We start from the raw sequence: 24912 nt of genomic DNA, 5'->3' as shown, positions 1-24912 counted from the left end.
CTCTCTCATCGTGGGTTCTCGTCGTGCGGTGTGGTCGTCGGCGACATCAGCCATCGGTCCAGCTCCGGGCCGATGATCTGCAGGGCGTCGGCGTTGGCGAGTCCGAGGTGATCGGCGTCCACGTCGACGTTCGTCACGGTGCCATCGACATAGGGTTCCCACCCACGGGCGACGGCGCTCGGATCCTCCTTGTCCCTGGTGGCCGTGAACACCAGCAGAGAACCGTCGTACGGGGCGGGCCGGAACTGCTCGACGAGTGATTCGCCGATCGCGAAGCTGTCCATCACGCCCTGGACCTGGTCGGTGTCGAGCAGGCCCATCGAGGCGATCTGCTGCCGGATGATCTCGGCGACCTCCTCGGCACTGTCCGCGTGGACGTTCTCGTCGAGATCGAACAGGTCGCGCCACCCGCCGAGGAAGTCCCCGACGTACTCCCCGCCGAGCTGCACGCCGACGGGCTGATCGCCGGCGGGCTGATCGCCGGCGGAGTCCACGTTCTGCGCCGGCACCGGCGACGAGTCCATGACCCCCAGGAACGCCACCTCCTCACCGTCGGCGCGGAGTGCGGTGGCGATGGCGTAGGCGACATAGCCGCCCAACGACCACCCGAGCAGGTGATACGGCCCGTGCGGTGAGACCCGACGTATCTCCTCCAGGTAGCGGGTCGCCATCTCCTCGACGCTCCGGGCGCTCGGCTCGCCGGCGACCACGTGCGGGTCCTGCAGTCCGTACACGGGCCGGTCCGCGAGGAACGGCACGAAACCGCCGTAGAACCACGCCAGACCACCGGCCGGGTGGACACAGAACAGCGGTGGCCGTGAGCCCTGCGCGTTGAGGGTGATCAGGACCTCGCCAGAACCGGAGCCTCCCCCGTCGATGCGGGTCGCCAACCCGCGTGGGGTGGGGTCGTTGAACAGCCAGGACAGCTCGAGATCATGCCCGCGTTCGCGCAGGCCCGCCAGCACGCGGGTCGCCGACAGCGAGTTGCCGCCGAGATCGAAGAAGCTCTGGGTCACCCCGACCCGCTCGGCGTCGAGCACCTCGGCGAACACCGCGGCGACGGCCGCCTCGACCTCGGACTCCGGGGCGACATACTCGTCGGCACCGCTGTCGATGATCGCCTCCGGCAGCGCCCGCTTGTCGAGCTTGCCGACGGGCGTCAGCGGGAGCGAGTCCAGGACCATGATGCTCGACGGCACCATGTGCGAGGGCAGCCGCTGCCCGACGAAGTCGCGCAGTGCGCCGATATCGAGCGAACCCTCGGCAACCACGTACCCGGCAAGCGCCGTCGCGACCGAGCCACCGACGCCGATCACGACCGCCGACTCGACGGACGGATGCTCGGCCAACACGGCCTCGATCTCCCCGAGCTCGATCCGGAGACCGCGCAGTTTCACCTGGTCGTCGGAACGGCCCGCGTACTCCAGCACCAGTTCACCGTCGGCATCGCGGCGCCAGCGCACCACGTCACCGGTCCGGTACATCCGCTCCCCGGCAGCCCCGAACGGGTTCACGACGAAGCGTTCGGCGGTCAGACCCGGACGATCGAGGTAGCCGCGCGACAGCGCCCGGCCCACCGCATACAGCTCGCCCGGCACGCCGACCGGTACGGGTCGCAACCGCCCGTCGAGGACGAGGAGCTCGACCCCGGCCAGCGGCCGGCCGAGACGGACCGGCTCACCCGCGCGCATGGGTGCGCTGAGCGTGATGCCGATCGTCGTCTCGGTGGGCCCGTACAGGTTGTGGATCGGGACATGCGGCGACCACACGTCCACCAGCGACGGCGGCACCGCCTCACCGCCGGCCATCAGTGCGGCCAGATCCGGCAGTTCGGCCGGATCCAGCGTCGACAACACCGTCGGCGTGAGGAACGTGTGCGTCACCCGGTGTTCCTGCATGAACTGCTGCAGCGCATGACCGCCGACGGCATCGCTCGGGCGGTAGGCGAGGGTGCCACCGTTGACCGTCGCCAGCAGGTACTCCAGCACCGACGCATCGAAACTCGGTGAGGCGAAGCCGAGGACGACCGGTGCGTCGGCCACCGAGAGTCGGGCCGTCTCCTGGGCGGCGAAGTTCGCCAGACCCGTGTGGGTCACCGAGACGCCCTTGGGCCTACCCGTCGACCCCGACGTGTAGATGACGTACGCGACGTTCTCGACACGTACCGGCCCCGCGGTCTCGCCGACGGTGATCGTTGCGCCGGACAGTCCGCTCACCGACGCGGCGATCTCGTCGTCGTCGAGGTGGACCCAGTCGAAGTCCCGGCCCGGCAGGTCCGAGGTCCGGACCGTCAGGCCCAGGATCGCGCCGGAGTCCTCGACCATGTTCGCCACACGGTCGGCCGGATAATCGGGGTCGATCGGTACGTAGCCCGCGCCGGTCTTGGTGACCGCCCAGATCGCGGTCAGGAGATCGACCGAGCGCCCGATCGCGAGGGCGACCAGCGATTCGACACCGATCCCCCGCCCGATCAGCCAGCGCGCCAGACGATTCGATCGTTCGTCGAGTTCGCGGTAGGTCACCGAGGCGCCGTGGCCGTCGACGACGGCCACGCGATCCGGATGCCGTGCCGCCACCTCACCGAACATGTCGACGAGCAGTCGCGCTTCGGTGCCCGATCCGCCCGACACCGACGTGAGTGCCGCCGCCTCGTCCCCACCGATCAACCCGATGTCGGCGGTGAGCGTGTCCGGAGCATCCGCGACAGTGCGCAGGATCTGCACCAGCGAGTCGATGAACACCTGGACCTGCGTGGCGTCGAACGCGTTCGGCAGATACTTCACCGTCAGCGAGAGTCGCTCTCCCGCAATCGGTGACGTCGACATGTTCAACGGGTAGTGGGTGGCGTCGGAGCCCTCGAAGTCGAGGATCTCCAGTCCACCGGTGAGCGAGGCATCCGTGGTCGACAACGAATCGGTGTCGACCGGGTACGACTCGTGCACGGTGAGGGTGTCGAACAGCGGCCCACCGACCCCGGAACCGCCGGCGAGCCCGGACAGTTCGGCCAGCGAGAGGTGCTGATGGTCGAGCACCGACACCTTGGCCTCCTGGACGCTCGCGAGGACCGCCGAGATCGGGGCCTCGGGATCGACGTCGATCACCGCGGGCAATGTGTTGATGAACAGACCCACCATCGACTCGACGCCGTCGAGATCGGCCGGTCGACCGGACACGGTCTCGGCGAACGACACGACACGGTTGCCGGTGAGCCGCGACAACAGCACTGCCCACGCGAACTGCAGGACCGTCGCCACTGTCGCACCCTCGGCCCGGGCCACGGCCTCGATGCGTGCCGTCAGGTCGGCGTCGAGGACGACCGAGAGGTCCTGCGGCAGTGCGTCAGCCGTCGCCTCGGCACCCGGCGCCACGAGCGTCGGCGCCTCGATCGGTGCCAGCACCGCACGCCAGGCCTGCCGGCCGGCGGTGTCGTCGGCGGCTGCGAGATGTCGGAGGTAGTCCTCGAAATCGCCGTCGCCGGAACCGATCTGACCGGTGTAGGTGAGGCCGGTGGCGTACAACGCGAGCAGATCGGCGAGCACCAGCGGGCCGGACCATCCGTCGATGAGGATGTGATGGTTGGTCACCACGAGATGCGCGGTGTCGCCGTGCCGCACGACGGCGAAGCGCATGAGCGGCGGACGTCCGAGATCGAACGGTGTGCGCCGCTGCAGATCCGCGACCTCGCGCACGCGTGCCGCGATCGCCTCGTCGGTGCCGTCGGCGTCGAGTACCTCCCAGGGCACCTCGACCGTGGGCGGAACCACGGCCACCACGGCGCCACCGGGCGTCCGGACGAAGCCGGAGCGCAGCGCGCGGTGATGTGCGAACAACGCCTGCGCGGCCCCGTGCAGCCGGTCGAGGTCGACGGTGCCCCCGAGCTCCAGGATCGATTGGACCACATAGACATCCACCGATGCGCCGGTGACGGTCGACGCCAGCTCCGACTCGAAGTGCAGCCCCTTCTGCAGCGGCGACAACGGCCAGATGTCCGAGTCCCCGAAGCGTTCGGCGAGGGCATCGAGATCGGCCTGGGTGACGCCGGTTCCCGGGACATCCGACGGGGACAGCCCGGGATCACCGACGGTCGACAGGTGATCGACGATCGCCGCCAGCTCGCCGCGCCAGCGCGAGGCGATGTCGGCTGCGTCGTCGTCGGTGAGCACCGACCGCACGAACAGGAAGTCCGCCGACAACTCGCGACTGTGCTGGTCGGCCAGCGTGCCGACGTTCACCGTGAGGGTGTTCATCGCCGTCATCGCACCCGAGACCGTCGCCGGCAGAACGGGAGCCGACGGATCGGCCATGAACGGCACGACGACCTCCTCACCGGACGAGCGGGTGCCGGCGCCGAAGAAGTTGAACCCGATGGACGGCAACGACGTACCGGCCAGGCGGGCATCCGCGCCGAAGCGCAACACGCCGAAGCCGACGCCGCGGTCCGGTTGTCCCAGCCGCTCCTCCTTGGCGGCCTTCACCGCCCGCACGACGTCGTCGGCCGGATCGAGGGCCGTCGGTGCGATGGTCGTGAACCAGCCGGCCGTCCGCGACAGATCGGCGGAGTGCGGATCGTCACCGCGCCCCACGACCTCCTCGTAGCGCCCGTGGCCCTCCATGAGGACCGTGACCGGCGCGTCGTCGACGATGCCGCGATCCCGTTGCCACGAGCGCACCGCACGTGCGAGCGCCGCCACCAGTGCATCGTTGACGTGGCCCGTGTAGGCCTCCGGCACCGACGTCAGCAACGCCTCGGTGACGTCGGCGTCGACGCGCACCCGAACGGAGCCGACCGTCGAGAACGTGTCCCGCCGCGGATCCAACGGCACGCCGAAATCGGTGGGCTCGCGGTTCACCCGGGCCTGCCACCAGGCCATCTCGTCGTCGCGATCCGTTGCCCGGTCTGCCAGCGCCGCATGCCATGCCCGCGCCGACGTCACCTCGCGGCGCACGGCCGGCTCCTGGCCGGACGTCACCGCGCCCCACGCGGTGATGACGTCCTCGATCAGGATCGGCCAGGACACCGCGTCGACGCCGAGGTGATGGACGGCGAGCACCACTCGCGCTCCGTCGCCGCCGACGACGAGGGCCGCGGAGATGATCACGCCGGTGGCCGGATCGAGCCGCCCGAGCGCATCGGCATGCGCCGTGCGCAGGGTCTCGTCGAAGTCGGGGGTTCCGACGGCCGCACCGGTGGTCACCTCGCCCACGACGCACCCGGATCCGTCGCCGAGTGCGTACGCCCAACCGTCCGGCGTGGCGGTCAGTCGAGCCGAGAGGATCGGGTGGGCCCGGACGACGGCGCCGAGCACCGTCGTGAGGGTCGCCAGATCGAGGCCCGCAGGTGCCATCAGCACCATGGACTGCGAGAAGTCCGCGAAATCCTCAGGTGCCGAGGACAGCTCGAGCATCCACGCGGCCACCGGCGGGATGGTCACCTCGTTCCCGGCCGGTTCGGGGAGCAGCGGCAGCCGGTCGGTTCCCGTCGACACGGCCACCGCCATCGCGCGGACCGTCTTGTGTTCGAAGATGTCTCGCGGTGACACCGCGAATCCGGCGGCCCGCGCCGCCGACGACAGCTGGATCGCCAGGATCGAGTCGCCGCCGAGCGCGAAGAACGACTCGACCACGCTGACCCGGTCGACACCGAGAACTCCGGCGACGACCCGGGCGAGGGTCTCCTCCGTCGAGGTCTCCGGCGCCACGTAATCGTCACCGCCGGCGTCGAGTTCAGGCAGCGGAAGCGCCCGCCGGTCGAGTTTGCCGTTCGCGGTCAGCGGCAGCTGGTCCACCGGCACGATCAGGCCGGGCACCATGTACCCGGGCACGGCTCGCGCTGCGGTGTCCCGCACGACCTGGGCATCGATCTCGGCACCGGCCTCGATGACGACGTAGCCGATCAGCTGCTCACCGCGGCCGGGCAGCTCGACGACGTTCGCGGCGGCCGCGGTGACGCCGTCGACGCCCAGGAGCGCGGCCTCGATCTCGCCGTACTCGATCCGGAAGCCGCGCAGCTGGACCTGTGAGTCGCCACGACCCAGGTACTCGATGTCGTCGCCGACGCGACGGGCGAGGTCGCCCGTGCGGTACATGCGGGTGCCGTTCGGATCGAACGGATTCGCGACGAACCTGGTCGACGAGAGTCCCGCTCGTCCCAGGTAGCCCTGGGCGAGCTGTCCACCGGTCACGTACATCTCGCCGACGACACCCGGCGGCACCGGATGCAGCCGATCGTCGAGGATGTGGATCGCCAGCGAGTGCAGCGGCCGGCCGATCAGGGAGGCCTCGCCGTCCGCGACGAGGGCGCGGTCGAGCGGGCGATAGCTCACGTGCACGGTCGTCTCGGTGATCCCGTACATGTTGACCAGCTGCGCGGTGTCGGCGGGATGGTCGTCGAACCATCGCCGCACCTGCTCGAAGCCCAGTGCCTCACCGCCGAACACGATGTAGCGCAACGGCAACGCGACGGTGTTGCGTCGGCGCGCGTCGATCAGCTGATAGAAGGCGGACGGCGTCTGGTTGAGGACCGTCACGCCCTCGGCGGCCAGCAGTTCGACAAAGGCGTCCGGATCGCGGGCGAGACCGCGATCGACGATGACCAGCCGTGCACCGGACAGGAACGGTCCCCACAGCTCCCACACCGAGAAGTCGAAGGCGTAGGAGTGGAACATCGTCCACACGTCGGTTTCGACGAAGTCGAAATCGCCTGCTGCGGTGTCCATCAGGGTGATGACATCGCGATGGGTGATCTCCACACCCTTCGGCAGCCCGGTCGAGCCGGACGTGTAGATCACGTAGGCACGCGACGACGGGCGCACGGCCGGTGTCGGTGCGTCCGCACCCGCACCGGTCGTCGCCAGGTCGTCGACGTCGACGGCGGTCACGGACTCCGGCAGTGAGTCGAACAGTTCGTGTCCCGAGGTGGCGGCATCGGTGATCACCACGCCGACCGACGCATCGGACACGATGAACGCCAACCGATCCGCCGGATTCGTGGTGTCCAGCGGGAGGTAACCGGCACCGGCCTTGAGGACCGCCAGGATCGACACCGCCAGATCCACCGACCGGGCGGTCGCGATCCCCACGAGGTCACCGGTACGGACCCCGCGGGCATACAGGCCCGCGGCCACCGCATCCGACCGCGCATCGAGATCGCGGTAGCTCAGCGATGTCCCCTCGGCCGTGACCGCAGTGCGGGCTGCGTGACGGGCCACGGTCGCCGAGAACAGATCGAGCAGGGTGCGATCGGTGTTCGCCGTCGTCGTCACCGGCGCGGGCAGCGCCGCCAGATCACTCGACTCCGTGGTGGAGAGCAGCTCGACATCGCCGACCGGCGCCGTCGGCTCGTCGACGAGCGCGGTCAGCACCCGGACGAATCGCTGGGCCATCGCCACGATCGTCGCCTCGTCGAACAGGTCGGTTGCGTAGACGATCTGCGCCGGCCACGCCTGTCCGCTCGTCCCGCCGGCGACGGCGAACGTGAGATCCACCTTCGCCGGCGTCTCGGGCGCCTCGACCGGCGTGATCGACAGTCCGCCGACGGTGGTCGTCGCACCCGCCGCGGACTCCCCCAGCGCCGTCGAGAACTCGGGCAGCGTCGACTGATGGAACGTGAGCAGGATCTGCGTCAGCGGGGCGAACGCCTCCGACCGCACCGGATCCAGGTGCTCCACCAACGTCTCGAACGGGACGTCGGCGTGTGCGAAGGCGTCCAGGTCGGTCACCCGCACCTGATCGAGCATGTCCGCGAACGACATTCCCGGAGCGACGTCGGCGCGGAGCACCAGCGTGTTGACGAACATGCCGACGAGGGCATCGAGTTCGCGACGGCCGCGGCCCGCGATCGGTGTACCGATCGCGATGTCGTCGGTGGCCGACAGTCGGGCGAGCAGCACCGACAGAGCGGCGTGCACCACCATGAACGGGGTCACCCCACGCGCCGCGGCGACCGCGGCGATCCCGTCGACGACCTCGGCGGGGATCTCGAACGCCACCTGATCGCCACGCTGGGACGCGACGACCGGTCGCGCGCGATCGCTCGGGAGCTCCAGCACATCCGGCAGGCCACGCAGCGCCGACGACCAGTACGAGAGTTGCTGTCCGACCACCGAATCGGCGTCCGCGGCGGAGCCCAGCACCCGGTGTTGCCAGAGAGCGAAGTCGGCGAACTGGACCTCGAGCGGCGCGAACGCCGGCTCGGTCCCGGCCGACCGGGCCGCGTAGGCGGCCATGAGGTCGGCGACGAGCGGGGCCATGGACTCGCCGTCGGCGGCGATGTGGTGCGCGACGATGGCGAACACGAACTCACCGTCGGCGACCCGCCACAGGCGGGCGCGCACCGGCCACTGATCGGTCACGTCGAACCCCGCGGTCACCGCTCCCTCGAGGCCCGCCGACGAGTCGACCTCGGCCCAGTCGAGGGTCTCCTCGACCGCGGCGGCCGGGGCGATCACCTGGACCGGGGTCCCGTCGACCGCCGGGAACGTCGTGCGCAGGACCTCATGGCGGACAACGACGTCGACGAGAGCGGCACGCAGCGCGGCCACGTCGAGGTCTCCGTCGAGGCGCAGGAGCACCGGGACGTTGTAGGTGGAGGCCGACGGGTCGAACTGGTTGATGAACCACATCCGCAACTGCGCGAACGAGACCGGCGTCCGGTCCGGTCGGGGCACGACCGCCGTCACCGGCTCCAGGCCGGCTCCGCGGCCCGCCACCGCCGCGGCGAGAGCACGCACGGACGGCGCCTCGAACACGTCGCGGACGGACACGTCCACACCGAACACCTCGGCCACCCGGGCGGCGACACGTGTCGCCGACAACGAGTTGCCGCCGACCTCGAAGAAGCTGTCGACGACGCTGACCTGCTCGACTCCGAGCACCTCGCCGAACACACGCGCGACCGATTCCTCGGCCTCGGTGTCGGGGGCGACGAACTCGGCGGCGAGGTCGACGACCGGTTCGGGAAGCGCCTGCTTGTCCAGTTTGCCGACCGGGGTCAGCGGAAGTGACTCCAGCACGGCGATACTCGCCGGCACCATGTGCGACGGCAACCGTTGCCCCACGAATGTCCGCAGTGCGCCGGGCTCCACGTCGTCGCGCAGGACGACGTACCCGGCCAGCGCGGTGGCGACCGATCCGCCGACTCCGACGACGACCGCCGACTCCACCGACGGATGCGAGGCCAGGACCGCCTCGATCTCACCCAACTCGATGCGCAGCCCGCGCAGCTTCACCTGATCGTCGCTGCGTCCCACGTACTCCAGGGACAGCTCATCGGTCGATCCGCGGCGCCACCGGACGACGTCACCGGTCCGGTACAGCCTGGCCCCGTCGTCGCCGAAGGGGTCGGCGACGAACCGTTCCGCGGTCAGTCCGGCGCGGCGGACGTATCCGCGGGCGAGCGCATCGCCGGTCACATACAGTTCGCCCGCGACCCCGACCGGCACCACCCGCAGGCGCGAATCCAGCACCAGCAGGCCGACTCCCGGGATCGGTCCGCCCAGCGTCGGTGGTGTCCCCGGTCGCAGCGCCCCACTCATCGCGACGACGATGGACGTCTCGGTCGGGCCGTACATGTCGTGGAAGGCCACGCGTGCACCCCACCGGTCGACCATCGACGGGGGTACGGCCTCACCGCCGGAGGCGAGCACCTCGAGGTCGGGCAGCGTCTCCGGTTCGAGGGTCGCGAGCACGGTGGGGGTGAGGAATGCGTGGGTGATCCGGGACGCGCGCAGGAACCCGGACAACGGTTCGCCACCGAGCGCGTCCTCCGGACGGTAGACCAGCGCGGCCCCGGCCCGGACGGCCATCAGCCATTCCAACAGCGACGCATCGAAGCTCGGCGATGCGAACCCGAGCACCCGCGATCCCGGCGACACCGCGAAACGCTCGACCTCTGCGACGGCGAAGTTCTCCAGTCCGCGCGCGGTGACCTGCACACCCTTCGGTGTGCCGGTCGACCCGGAGGTGTAGATCACGTAGGCCACCGCGTCCGGATACGGAACGCCGATCAGCTCGCCGGCGAGCACGGGCGAGGCGTCGACACCGTCCAGGTACGACGCGAACCCGTCGGAGTCGACGACGGTCCAGTCCACCTCGGGGCCGAACTCCTGCCGGTGTGCCCGGGTCGTCAATCCGACGCGGACTCCCGAATCCGTGAGCATGTGGGCGATGCGTTCGGCCGGATAGGCCGGGTCGACGGGCAGGTACCCGGCCCCGGTCTTCGCGACCGCCCAGATGGCGGTCAACAGCTCGGCGGAACGGCCGATGGCCAGTGCCACCAACGATTCCACGCCGACGCCCTGCGAGATCAGCCACCGCGCCAGACGGTTCGACCGCGCGTCGAGTTCGGCGTAGGTGAGTGAGGTACCGGACGCGTCGACGACGGCCGTCGCCTCGGCGTGACGGTCGACGACCGCCGCGAACATGTCGCGCAGGACGCTTGGCGGCCGGCCGGGAACGCCCCGGACGGGCGCCAGTTCGGCCGCGTCCTGCGAGGTCAGCAGGTCGATGTCGCCGACCGCCACCGACGGGTCGTCCACCATCGACTCGACGACGCGGAGCCACGCCCGGACGAAGCCCTGCACGGTCGTCTCATCGAACAGCGAACGGGCGTAGACGAAGTCGACGGTCATCGGTGCGGTCTCGCTCCGATCGGTCACCGCGACCGACAGCTCGAACTTGGCCACCTGGTCGGGCAGATCGAGCGGCTGTGCGACGAGACCGGCCGCCTCGAGCACCGCGGCCCCCGGGTCGCCGTCCACATGGGTGAAGGCGATCTGCGCGAGCGGCGGGAAGGCCGTCGACCGCGTGGGCGCGAGTTCGTCGATCAGCTCCTCGAACTGCACATCGGCATGAGCGAACGCCTCGAGATCCTCGCCGCGCACCCGGGCGAGGAAGTCGGCCACCGACGTCGACGGCTCCACCTGCGTACGCAATACGAGGGTGTTGACGAACATGCCCACGAGATCACCCAGTGCGGCATCGGTCCGTCCGGCGATCGGGGTGCCGATCACGACGTCTGTCGTCGACGCCAGCCGCGAGACCAGGATGGCCAGCGCGGCATGGGATGCCATGAACGGGGTGACGCCCTGAGCGCGGGCGAACTCCTCCAGCCGGCGGGCCAATCCGTCGTCGACGGGCATCGACACCACCCCGGCGGTGGTCTCCATGACCGCCGGGCGCGCGCGGTCCATCGGCAGGTCGGTCACCGACGGCAACGAGCGCAGATGCTCACGCCAGTAACCGAGCTGCGCCGCCATGCGGCTGGTCGGATCGTCGGCCGCGCCCAGCGTGGCCCGTTGCCAGAGTGCATAATCGGCGTACTGCACATCGAGCGCCGGCGCCGACGGTACCGCATCGTCGACGCGAGCCATGTAGGCGCTCAACAGGTCCCGGACGAACACGGATGTCGACGAGCCGTCGAACGCGATGTGATGGGCCGTCAGGACGAGGTCAACGGCGTCGGCGTCGGATCGTCGGACCCGTCCGCGCAGCGGAAGGTCGACGGTCACGTCGAAACCGCGGGACGCCGAGGCGGCCAGTTCGGTCTCGTCGTCGACGACCTGCCAATCCAGCAGACCACGTGCCTCATCGGCATCGAGGATGCGTTGCGTGGGTCCGTCGGTGTCGAGCGGATAGACGGTGCGCAGCACCTCGTGACGGGCCACGACGTCGCCCACCGCATGGGCAAGGGCCTCGAGATCGAGGGACCCGGTGAGCCGCAGCGCCATCGGGATGTTGTAGGCCGGCGACGCCGGATCGAAACGGTTGATGAACCACATCCGGGCCTGCGCCATGGACAACGGCAGCCGCTCGGGGCGAGAAGAGGCGACCAGCGGAGCCACCGTCTGCTCTCGTCCGGTCACCGCCGCGACCAGATCGCGCACCGACGGCGACTCGAACAGATCGCGCACCGACACGTCGACACCCAGAGCCTCGGCGACCCGTGCCGCAACACGCATGGCGGACAGGGAGTTACCACCGATGTCGAAGAACGACTCGGTGACACTGACCTGCTCGAGTCCCAGCACGTCGGCGACCACCGCGGCGACCGCGAACTCGTCGTCCGACGCGGGGGCCACGTAGTCCCCGATCTCGAACACCGGCGCCGGCAACGCCTTCCGGTTCAGCTTGCCGGAGCTGTTGAGCTCGATGTCGTCGAGCAGCATCCACACCGACGGACGCATGTATTCCGGCAACGCCTCCGCGACGACCGCCCGGACGGCGGACTCGTCGACGGACGCCGGCGCGACATAGGCGATGAGATGCTGTCCGCCGGTCGGTGAATCGGCAACCGTGCACGCCACGTGCACCACGCCCGGTGCGGACGCGATCACCGCCTCGATCTCGCCGAGTTCGATGCGCTGACCACGCAGCTTCACCTGGAAATCCGTGCGGCCCAGGTAATCGATCTCGCCACGGTGGTCCCACCGCACCAGATCGCCCGTGCGGTACAACCGGGCACCGTCGCTCCCGAACGGATCCGCGACGAACCGCTCGGCCGTGAGTGCCGAACGCGAGGCGTAGCCCCGCGCCAGCTGCACGCCGCCGAGGTAGAGCTCACCGGGCACGCCCGGCGGCACCGGGCGCAGGCGCGCGTCCAGGACGTAGCTCGTGGTGTTCCACTCCGGTGTGCCGATGGTGACCTTGTCCGTACCGGTCACGTTGACGGAGGTGACGTCGACCGTCGCCTCGGTCGGTCCGTAGAGGTTGATGATCTCGGTGTGCGGCAACGCCTCGTGCGTCCGCGCGGCGATCGGCGTCGGCAGAGCCTCACCCGAGGTGAGCAGCCACCGCAGACGGTCGAGGCGCGCGAGCTTCTCGGCGGGCACGACATCGAGGAAGACCGAGAGCATCGACGGGACGAAGTGCACGGACGTCGCCTCCTCCCGCGCGAGGAGGTCGGCGATGTAGTCGGGCTCCATGTGTCCGCCCGCACGGGCGACGACCATCGTCGCGCCGCACATCAGCGGACCGAACAGTTCCGGTACCGAGACGTCGAAGGTGACGGGCGTCTTCAGGACGACCCGTTGGCCAACGCCCCACTCGAATTCGATGACGCACCAGCGCATCCGGTTGAGCAGCGACCGGTGCGACACCGTCACACCCTTCGGCCGTCCCGTCGAACCCGACGTGAACAACGTGTACGCGGCGTCGTCGAGACGCAGCGGGGTCCGGCGCGTCGCGTCGGTCACCGGCGGCACCGACAGGTCGACGGTGCCGGTCGAGTCGACCTCGATCACCGTGACACCGTCGACGGTGGCGGCCACCGCGGCGCGTCCGGCCCCGATGAGCACCACGCCGACGTCGGCGGTCTCGAGCATGTACTCGACCCGGTCGAGCGGTGTGTCCGGATCGATGGGAACGTACTGGGCACCGGCAGCCAGCACCGCGTTGATCGCGAGCACCATCTCCACCGAGCGGTCCAGCGAGACGGCCACGGCCACACCCGGACCCACTCCGGCACCGATCAGCTGGGTCGCCAGCGCCGACATGCGTGCGGCGAACTCGGCATAGGAGACGGTGCGCCCCTCGTACACCAGGGCGGCCTCCTCCGGCGTCCGCGCCGCCTGCGCGACGACGACATCGGGGACGAGATCTTCGGGCACCTCGACAACCGCTCCGGTCGACCAGCCGTCGACGACGCCCCGTTCGGCGTCGGAGATGAGTACCGCGTCCCCGACCGGATCAGCCGGGTTCGCCACGAGGTCCGTCATGAGCGTGACGAACCGGCCGGAGAGCGTCTCGACGGTCGCCTCGTCGAACAGGTCCGTGGCGTACACGATCGAACACGCCCAGTCCTCGCCGGCGGGCGCGGAACCGACGGTCACCGAGAGGTCGAGTTGCGCGGGGACCCACGACGGTTCGATCGACCGGACGGACAGTCCGGCGACCGCGATGTCGGCGTCCTCCGCGGATGCCGCCGGGTCGAACGACAGCATGACCTGCGCCAGCGGCGCGAAACCCTCCGACCGTGTCGGGTTGACCGCCTCGACCACCGTCTCGAACGGGATGTCGGCGTGGGCGAAGGCGTCGAGATCGGTCACTCGGACATCGTCGAGCACCTCGGCGAAGCTGGTCGACGGCGCGACCCCGGTCCGCAGGACCAGGGTGTTGACGAACATGCCGACGAGCGGGTCGAGCGCTGCCGAGCCACGTCCGGCGATCGGGGTGGCGATCGTGATGTCGTCGGTGGCCGAGAGGCGCGCGAGCAGCACCGAGAGTCCGGCGTGCACCACCATGAACGGGGTGACCCCGTACTGCCGGGCCACCTCCCCCACACGCTCACCGAGCTCTGCCGGAAGGGTGAACCGGACGCGGGCACCCTGGTGCGACGCGACCGCCGGTCGCTCCCGGTCGGCGGGCAACTCGAGCACGTCCGGGACCCCGGCGAGCTGCTGCCGCCAGTACGCCACCTGACGCCCGAGCACAGACTCCGCCGCATCAGGCGAACCGAGTGCGGTGTGCTGCCACAGCGCGTAGTCGGCGAATTGCACTGCCAGCGGGGCGAACTGCGGCTCCTCACCAACCGAGCGCGCCTGATAGGCGGCGACCATGTCGGTGACGAGCGGCAGCATCGACTCACCGTCGGACGCGATGTGATGCGCGACGACGGCGAGCAGGTGTTCGCCGTCGGACTCGCGCAGCAGTCGCACCCGCAACGGCCACTGCGCGGTGACGTCGAAGCCGGTCGTCAGGGCCGATTCCAGCTCTCCCGGCTCACCGACGACCGCCCAGTCCAGCTGATCGGCGACGTCCTCGGCCGGACTGATCACCTGTACCGGGCTCCCGTCGACGGCGGGGAAGGTCGTGCGCAGCACCTCGTGCCGCACAACCGTGTCCGCGACCGCCTGCCGCAGGGCGTCGACATCGAGTGCGCCGCTCAAGCGCAGGACGACCGGGATGTTGTAGGTCGCCGTCCCTGGCTCGAATCGGTTGATGAACCACATCCGGGTCTGCGCGAACGACAACGGGATCGGCGCCGGTCGCGGTGAGACCGCCACGAGCGGCGGCAGTCCCGCCTCACGTCCGACGACCACGGCCGCCAGATCGCGCACGGTCGGCGCTCCGAAGATGTCCCGCACCGACACGTCGGCACCGAACTCCTCGCCGACCCGCGCGGCGACGCGCATCGCCGACAACGAGTTCCCGCCGATGTCGAAGAACGATTCCGTCACGCTGACCCGCTCAACACCGAGCACGTCGGCGACCACCGCCGCCACCCGCGCCTGCGCATCGGTCGACGGCGCGACATACTCCGCCGCCTCGAAGACCGGGGCCGGCAAAGCCCGCCGGTCGAGCTTGCCCGCACTGTTGAGGGCGATGTCGTCGAGCAACATCCACACCGACGGACGCATGTACTCCGGCAACGACTCCGCGACGGCGGCCCGTACGGCCTGCTCGTCGACCGTCGACGGCGCCACGTAGGCGACCAGATGCTGTCCCCCACCGGGGGTCTCGATGACGGTGCAGGCCGCGTGCACGACACCGGGCGCCGACGCGACGACCGACTCGATCTCACCCAGCTCGATACGCTGACCGCGTAGCTTGACCTGAAAGTCCGTCCGTCCGAGATACTCGATCCATCCCGAGGTGTCCCACCGGACGAGATCACCCGTCCGGTACAACCGTGACCCATCGGAGCCGTAGGGATCCGCGACGAAGCGTTCGGCGGTCAGGCCCGGCCGGGAGGCATAGCCACGCGCCACCTGCACGCCGCCCAGGTACAACTCACCCGGTACGCCCGGCGGCACGAGCCGCAGTCGCGCATCGAGCACAAAGGTCGACGTGTTCCACACCGGCACACCGATCGGCACCACGTCGGCCGCCTCGGTCACATCGACGTAGGCCACCTCGACCGCCGCCTCCGTCGGCCCGAACAGGTTGACGATGGACGCCTGCGGCAACAACTCGTGTGCATGCGCGACGACCGACGGCGGCAGCGCCTCACCCGAACAGAACAGCCACCGCACCGAATCCAGCGCCGAGATCTTCTCCGCCGGGACGACATCGAGGAACACCGACAGCATCGACGGCACGAAGTGCACCGACGTCGCGCGTTCGGACGCCACGAGATCGGCGATGTACACGGGGTCGGCGTGACCACCCGCGCGCGCCACGACGATGGTCGCGCCGGCCATCACCGGCGCGAACAGCTCCGGCACCGACACGTCGAAGGTGAACGGGGTCTTGAGCACGACCCGATCACCCGATGACCACGGGTACTGATCGAGGCCCCACCAGAGCCGGTTGGCCACCGACGCGTGCGACACCGTCACGCCCTTCGGCCGTCCCGTCGAACCGGACGTGAACAGCGTGTACACGGCGTCCTGCGGACGCAGCGGCGCGAGACGTTCGGCGTCGGTCACCGGACCGGCCGACTCCTCGACGTCACCCGAGGTGTCGACGTCGACGATCCGGACCGTGTCACCGAGGTCGGCCACCGACGACGGCACCACGCCCGAACGGACCAGCACCACACCGACATCCGCGGTCTCGACCATGTACTGCACGCGATCGGCCGGCACGGTCGGATCGATCGGCACATACTGGCCGCCGGCGGCGACGATCGCGTGGATCGCAACGACGAGTTCCACCGAGCGGTCCATCGACACACCCACGGCCACTCCCGGTGCGACGCCGGCCCCGATGAGCTCTCGGGCCAGTGTGGAGATGCGCGCGCCGAACTCGCGATAGGTCAGGGTTCGGCCCTCGAACAGCACCGCGTCGTCGTCCGGCGTCCGGAGAATCTGTGCGGCAACGGCATCGGCTACCGACCCGGCGGGCACGGCGACATCGTCGCCGACCGAGCGATCGGCGATCACCGCTCGGGCGTCGGCGGTGAGCAGCGGTACGTCGGCGACAAGTGTCCCGGGCGCCGATGCCGCGGCACGCAGGATCTCGACCACCGCGTCCGCGAACACGCGGATCTGCTCGTCGGTGAACGCCTCCGGCAGGTACTTCAGCGTGATCGACAGCTCGTCGCCCATCGGCGAGGTGATCATGTTCAGCGGGTAGTGCGTCGAGTCGCTGACGACGGCCTCGGCGATGTCGAGGCCACCGGTGAGTGCGGCGTCGGTGGTCGCGAGCGACTCGGTGTCGACCGGATAGGACTCGTGCACGGTCAGCGTGTCGAACAGACTCGGGACGTTCGTGAGCGCGGTCAGGTCGGGCAGGCCCAGATGCTGGTGGTCGAGAACCGACACCTTCGCCGCCTGCAGGGCACGCAGCACTTCGGCGACCGAGGCCTTCGGGTCGACGTCCACCACGGCGGGCAGCGTGTTGATGAACAGGCCCACCATCGACTCGACACCCTCGAGATCGGCCGGACGGCCGGACACCGTCTCACCGAAGGTGACGACCCGGTTGCCCGTCAGACGTGACACCAGCACCGCCCAGGCGAACTGCAGGACGGTGGCCACGGTGGCGCCCTCGGCGCGCGCGAGCGAGTCGATGGCCGCGGTCAGCTCGGCGTCGACGACGACGGCGTGGTTGCGCGGCAACGCATCCAGCGTCGCCTCGACCCCCGGGGCCACCAGGGTGGGGCCCTCCACCGGCGCGAGCACCTCCCGCCACGCGGCGAGTCCCGCGGCGTCGTCGGCGGTCGCGATGTGTCGAAGGTAGTCCTCGAAATCACCGCTGCCGGTTGCGATCTGAGCGGTGTAGGTCGCTCCGGACGCATACAGCGCGAGCAGGTCGGCCAGGACGAGCGGGCCGGACCATCCGTCGAAGAGGATGTGGTGGTTCGTGATCACGACACTCACACCCGCGTCGTCGCGCACCAGGACCACGCGCAGCAGCGGCGGTGACGCCAGGTCGAACGGCTCGACGCGCTGTGCGGCGGTGATCTCCTCGACACGCGTGCGGCGTTCGTCGTCGGCCACCGATCCCAGATCGACCGTCCGCCAGGGCACGTCGACCTCGTCGCGGACCACGGCGACCACCGCGCCGCTCTCGGTCTGGGAGAACCCCGACCGCAACACCCGATGGTGCGCGACGAGCGCGTCGACCGCCGACCTCAGGCGTGACTCGTCGACGTCGCCGCGCAGACGCAGCACCGCCTGGCTCACGTAGACGTCGACGGCGTCGGCTCCGGCGAGCGCGGACTGCAGGTACAGGCCGTTCTGCAGCGGGGACAGCGGCCAGATCGCCGCGCCCGGCGCCTCCGCGGCGATCCGATCCAGATCCGCCTGTGTCACACCGGTTCCCGGCACATCGGACGGCGACGGTCCGACGACACCGTGCGCGACGACGTCGACGATCGCGGCCAACTCGGCCGACCACCTGTCGGCGATCCCCTCGACGTCCTCGACGGTGAGGATGCCCTCGGCGAACAGGAAGTCCGCGGAGAGTTCGCGACCCGCAGCCGTCGGCCGGGTGCCGACGTTGACGGTCAAGACGTTCATCGCCGCCATCGCTCCGGACACGGTGGCCGGGAGGACGGGGGCGTCGGGATCGACCATGAACGGCACCACGAGATCGTCGTCGGAGGCGGCACGACCGCCGGCACCGAAGAAGTTGAAACCGATCGACGGCAGCGCCCGGCCGGCCAGCCGGTCGTCGCCACCGAAGCGCAGCAGACCGAATCCGACGCCTCGGTGGGGCTGTCCGAGGCGTTCCTCCTTGGCCGCCTTCACGGCATGGACCGCGTCATCGGACGGATCCAGACTCATCGGTGCGATCGTGGTGAACCACCCGACGGTGCGCGACAGGTCCGCGCGTCGCGGGTCCAGGCCGGACGCGACGAGTTCCTCGTACCGGCCGTGCCCCTCGAGGAGCACCCCCACCGGGGACTCGTCGGCGATCCCGTTCGCCCGTTGCCACGACCGCACGGCACGGGCCAGCGCGGCGAGCAACGCGTCGTTGACATGGCCGGCGAATGCCTCGGGGACGACCGTGACCAACGCCTCGGTGATGTCGGCGCCGACCCGGTGCCGGACCGTGCCGAGAGTCGAGAAACGGTCGCGAGCACGGTCGAACGGCGTTCCGAAACCGGTCGGTTCCCCCAGGCGCGCATCCCAGTGGGCGACCTCGCCGGCATGGTGCGCGGTCTGCTCCACGATCGCGCCGTGCCACGCCTGGGCGGAGGTGACCTCCGGACGCACCCGGGGCTCCTGCCCGGACTGCACCTGGCCCCACACCGTGATGACGTCCTCGATCAGGATCGGCCACGAGACGGCGTCCACACCGAGGTGGTGTACGGCCATGACGACGCGTGCGGCGTCGGCGCCGCGGACGATCACCGCGGAGACGAGTACGCCGGCCGATGGATCGAGACGGGCCAGCGCATCCGCATGCGCCGAGGAGATCGCGGCGGCGAACTCGGTCGTCCCCGAGGCCGCGTCGGTCGAGACCTCACGGACGACGGGGCGTGACCCGACGCCGGCGGTCAGGACCGGGTGCCCGTCGACGTCGGCGATCCGCGCCGACAGCATCGGATGGGCATCGACGACCACCCCGAGCACCTGCGCGAGGTCGTCCGCGGTGAGACCGTCCGGCGCGATCAGCGCCACGGCCTGCGAGAAGTCGGCGAAATCGGCTGCGGTGTCCGAGGATTCAAGCATCCACGACACGACCGGCGAGATCGCCACCTCGCCCGTGCCGCCGGACGGGTCGTCGAGCAGCGGGAGCCTCTCGCCGCCGGAGGAGACGGCCTGGGCCATCGCGCGCACGGTCTTGTGCTCGAAGATGTCGCGAGGTGTCAGAGACAATCCCACCGCGCGCGCGGCCGACGAGAGCTGGATCGAACTGATCGAGTCCCCGCCGAGCGCGAAGAACGACTCGGTCACGCTCACCCGCTCGACGCCGAGGACGCCTGCCACGACCTGTGCCAGGGCGAGTTCGGTCGACGACGTCGGATCGACGTGATCGGTTGTCTCCGTCTCGATCACCGGTGCCGGCAGCGCGCGGCGATCCAGCTTGCCCGCCGGCGTCAGCGGCAACACGTCGAGAACCTGCAGGCTGGCCGGGACCATGTGCGACGGCAGCCGTTCGGCGATGAAGTCGCGCAGCGCCGTGACGTCGGTCGACTCCTCGGCCACCACGTATCCGGCGAGGGCCGTGGCCACCGAGCCACCGACCCCGATCACCACCGCCGACGACACCGCCGGATGCGATTCCAGCGCCGCCTCGATCTCGCCGAGTTCGATGCGCAGGCCGCGCAGCTTGACCTGATCGTCGCTGCGGCCCACGTATTCGAGGACGAGGTCCCCGGATTCAGCGCGGCGCCAGCGCACGACGTCGCCCGTGCGATACATCCGCGCGCCCGGCACACCGTACGGGTCGGCGACGAACCGCTCGGACGTCAGGCCGCGACGATCGAGATATCCGCGGGCCAGGGCGACCCCGGCCGCGTAGAGGTCTCCGGGCACCCCGACCGGGACCGGGTGCAGACGCGCGTCGAGGACGAGCAGCCCCACACCGTCGACCGGGCCACCGATGTGGACACCGACGCCGGGTGTCAGCGCGTGACTCATCGCCACCGCGACCGAGGCCTCGGTGGGTCCGTAGGCGTTGAAGAACCGCAGCGCGGGCGCCCAGCGGTCGACGAGCGTCTGGGAGACGGCCTCGCCACCCGAGATCAACACGCGCACATCGGGGATCGACGACGGTTCGAGCGTGGCCAGCACCGTGGGGGTGAGGAAGACGTGGGTCAGTTCCTGTTCAGAGACGAAGTCCGCGAGCATGTCTCCACCGAGCACCCCGTCCGGACGGTAGACCAGCGCGGCGCCGCTGCCCGACGCCAGGAGCCACTCCAGGATCGAGGCGTCGAAGCTCGGGGAGGCGAAGCCCAGCACCCGTGCGTTCTCGTCGACGCCGAAACGATCGATCTCCGCGGCGGCGAAGTTGTGGATGCCGCGATAGGTCACCGAGACGCCCTTGGGGGTGCCGGTCGACCCGGATGTGTAGATCACGTACGCGGTGGCATCGAGGTGCCGCGGGGTGCGCAGGTCGGCGTCGCGCACCGCCGCGCCGTCGAAACTCTCGAGTGCATCGGGCGAGGCCACGTCCTCGACGGCGCTCCAGTCGACCCCGGCCGGCAGCGCTGCGATCCGTGCCCGCGTGGTGAGGCCCACGCGCACACCGGAATCGGTGACCATGTGCTCGATGCGCTCCGACGGGTAGTCGGGATCGATCGGCAGATAGCCGGCTCCTGTCTTGGCGACCGCCCACATCGCGACGAGGAGGTCGGCCGAGCGTCCGATGGCCAGCGCGACCAGGGATTCGGTCCCGATACCCTGCGAGATCAGCCAACGCGCGAGCCGATTGGACCGCTTGTCCACTTCGGCATAGGACAGCACGGCTCCGGCGCCGTCCGAGACGGCGATGTGATCCGGGTGTGCTGCCGCGACGTCGGTGAACACATCTGCGAGCAGACGCGCGCCGGCACCGGGCCGGCCCGACACCGGCAACAGTGCGGCCGCGTCCTCGTCGTCGAGCAGGTGTGCATCCCCGACCGGCCGGGCCGGCTCGGCGGTCAACTGATCGAGCAACCGGACCAGCTGTGCCGCCATGTGTTCGGCGGTCGGCGCGTCGAAGATGTCGGTCGCGAAGATGAGCGAACCCGACCAGCGGTCCCCCGCGTCGGTGATGCCGACCGTCAGGTCGACCTTGGCCGGGATCTCCTCGACGGCAACAGAACTCACGTGGACGCCGGCCACATCCTCGGCCAGCACACCGCCTCCGGAGAACTCGGCGAGCACCGACTGATCGAAGGACAGCAGGACCTGGGTCAGCGGCGCGAATGCCTCGGACCGCACCGGGTCGAGGTGCTCGACGACGGTCTCGAACGGCACATCGGCGTGCGCGAAGGCCTCGAGGTCGGTGACACGCACCCGGTCGAGCAGATCGTCGAAGGTCATGTCCGGATCGACCCCGGTCCGCAGGACCAGGGTGTTGACGAACATGCCGACCAGCGGATCCAGCACTCGCTGTCCACGACCCGCGATGGGCGTACCCACGGAGATGTCGTCGGTCGCCGAGAGCCGCGCGAGCAGCACGGCGAGTCCGGCGTGCACCACCATGAACGGGGTGACCCCGCGCTCACGGGAGACCACCCCGATCCGGTCCACGACCCAGGCCGGCACCTCGAAGGTGACCTCGGCACCACGCTGGGAGGCGACCGCCGGACGAGCACGGTCGGTGGGGAGCTCCAGGACATCGGGGAGTCCGGACAACTGCGTCGACCAGTACGCAAGCTGTCGGCCGACGATCGAGCCCGGGTCGCCCGCCGATCCGAGCACCTCGTGCTGCCAGATGGCGAAGTCGGCGAACTGCACGTCCAGCGGCGCGAATTCGGGTTCGGTGCCGGCGACGCGGGCCGCATAGGCGGTGACGATGTCGGCCACCAGCGGTGCCATCGACTCGCCGTCGGCCGCGATGTGGTGGGCGACGAGACCGAAGACGTACTCGTCGGTGCCGAGGGGCCACAGGCGGGCACGGACCGGCCACTGCGCGGTGACGTCGAAACCGGCGGTGACGGCGGCGGCGAACTCCGACTCCGAATCGACGGTCCCCCAGTCGAGCTGTGCGACAACATCTTCCGCCGGGTAAACGACCTGGACCGGGGAGCCGTCGACCGACGGGAACACGGTCCTCAGGACCTCGTGCCGAACGACGACATCGGCCAGCGCAGCGCGCAACGCCGCGACATCCAGCGGACCCGCGAGGCGCAGCAGGACCGGGATGTTGTAGGTCGACGCGGACGTGTCGAACTGGTTGATGAACCACATGCGCATCTGCGCGAAGGACAGCGGGATCCGGTCCGGACGGGTCGGTAGCGCGACGACCGGCGCGACACCGACGCCGCGGCCACCGATGACCCCGGCCAGTCCTCGCACCGTCGGCGCATCGAAGACATCGCGCACCGAGAGGTCGACGTTGAAGGTCTCCCCGGCGCGGCCGACGATGCGGGCCGCCGCCAGTGAGTTGCCGCCGAGGTCGAAGACCGACTCGGCGACGCTGATCCGTTCGATCCCGAGGACGTCCGCGACGATCTCGGCGAGGATCTTCTCGGTCTCCGTGCTCGGTGCCACATACTCTGCGGCCCCGACGATCTCGGGATCGGGTAGTCCGCGGCGGTCGAGTTTGCCGTTGACCGTCAGCGGCAGCGCGTCGATCAGCATGACCACGTCGGGGACCATGTACCCGGGCAGCGCGCCCGCGGCGGCGATGCGGACATCCGAGGGACTGACCTCGGCCCCCTCTTCGAGCACCACGTAACCCACGAGCAACTCGTCGCCGCCGTCGCGCTGCTTGACCGCGGTGGCCGCCGCATCCACCCCGGGGGTGGCCAGCAGGGCGGTCTCCACCTCACCCAGTTCGATACGGAAGCCACGCAACTTGACCTGTGCGTCGCCGCGACCGAGGTATTCCAGACTCCCCTCGCGTGCGATCGCGAGGTCACCGCTGCGGTACATCCGGCGGCCATCGCCGGCGAACGGGTCCGCGACGAAGCGGCTCGACGACAGGCCGGGGCGGCCGAGATATCCACGGGTGACCTGGGTTCCGCTCACGTAGATCTCACCCGGCACACCGTCCGGGACGGGACGTAGGCGGTCGTCGAGCAGGTGGATGGTCAGATCGGGCAGACCGTGGCCGACATCGGATCCCTTGGCGGACGCCACGAAGTCGGGGTCGAGAGCACGGAAGGTCGAGTGCACGGTGGTCTCGGTGATGCCGTACATGTTGACCAGTACCGGCCCGACCGCACCCTCGGCCTCGAACCGGTCCTCGTACCACCGCCGAACCTGGGCGAAGTCGAGTGCCTCACCGGCGAAGACCATGTAGCGGACGCTGCCCGCGAGACGGTTGCGGGTGGCCGGACGGACTGCGGCGGCCAGCTGGTAGTAGGCCGACGGGGTCTGGGAGACGACGGTGGCCTGCTCGGCGGCGAGCAACTCGGCGAACTCGTCGGGACTCCGGGTCGTCAGGAAGTCGACGACCACGAGGCGGCCACCGAACAGCAGCGGTCCCCACATCTCGAACACCGACACGTCGAACGCGTAGGAGTGGAACATCGTCCACACGTCGTGCTCGGTGAACGCATAGTGCTGCTGCGCCGCCGCCATCAGCGCCACGACGCTACGGTGTTCGACGACAACACCTTTGGGGCGTCCGGTGGACCCGGAGGTGAAGATCATGTACGCGGCGCCGCGCGCGTCGACCGACGTCGGCAGCGACACGGTCGCTCCGTCGGCGTCGGCGAGGAGCTCGGAGATCGTGCGCCGTTCGACATCCAGGAACCCCAGTGCCTCGCGCCCGTCGTGGTCGGTGATGACGAGAACCGGGTCGGCGTCGGAGACGACGAAGGAGAGTCGATCCGCAGGATGCGAGGTGTCCAGCGGCAGGTAGGTGGCGCCGGCTTTGAGGATGCCCAGGATCGCGACCATCACGTCGACGGTGCGCGGGGTGGCCAGACCGACGACGCTGCCCGTGGTGACCCCGGAGGCGAGAAGCCCGGTGGCCACGGCATCCGAGCGGTCGTCGAGCTCACGGTAGGTGAGCGCGCCGCCCGACAGGTCGGTGATCGCGACCCGGTCGGCGAAGCGGTGCACCGCCGATCGGAAGATGCCGGGCAGCGAACCCCAGTCGGACGTGCCGGCCACGGCGTACGCGCGTTCGCGGATGTCGTCGATCGCGGTCTGGATCTCCGCGGCGATACCTGCCGGATCGAGCCCGTCCTTGGGGATCAACGCGGTCACGATCGCGCTGACGGCAGCCTCGGTGTCCAGGCCACGCGAGGCGAACACCGATGCCGTGGGAGCGACGCGGCCGTTGAGTTCGGCGAATGTCACCGGCGAGGCCGCCCCGGGCAGCGCAACAGTCCCCGGTTCGAGCTGGGCCGCAATGGTGATCAGGTCTCGCGTCGGCGGACGCCGCCCCCATCCCGTAGAAATGTCTACTGCGTCCAAGCCG

The 24912-nt window shown here is 70.0% G+C and carries 1 protein-coding gene; it reads right to left on the bottom strand.

Translation table 11 applies throughout. The annotated features are described in order from the left end of the window. Positions 1-5: 5 nt before the first annotated feature. Positions 6-24908 (bottom strand): non-ribosomal peptide synthase/polyketide synthase, encoded by a 24903-nt coding sequence (locus tag EEB19_RS14690; protein WP_187587488.1) that lies wholly within the window; start codon positions 24906-24908, stop codon positions 6-8. Positions 24909-24912 lie beyond the last annotated feature (4 nt).

Source organism: Gordonia sp. OPL2, assembly GCF_003797825.1.
Classification (GTDB): Bacteria; Actinomycetota; Actinomycetes; order Mycobacteriales; family Mycobacteriaceae; genus Gordonia.
The sequence above is the reverse complement of the archived record's forward strand: the minus strand, read 5'-3'. Positions and strand labels throughout refer to the sequence as shown.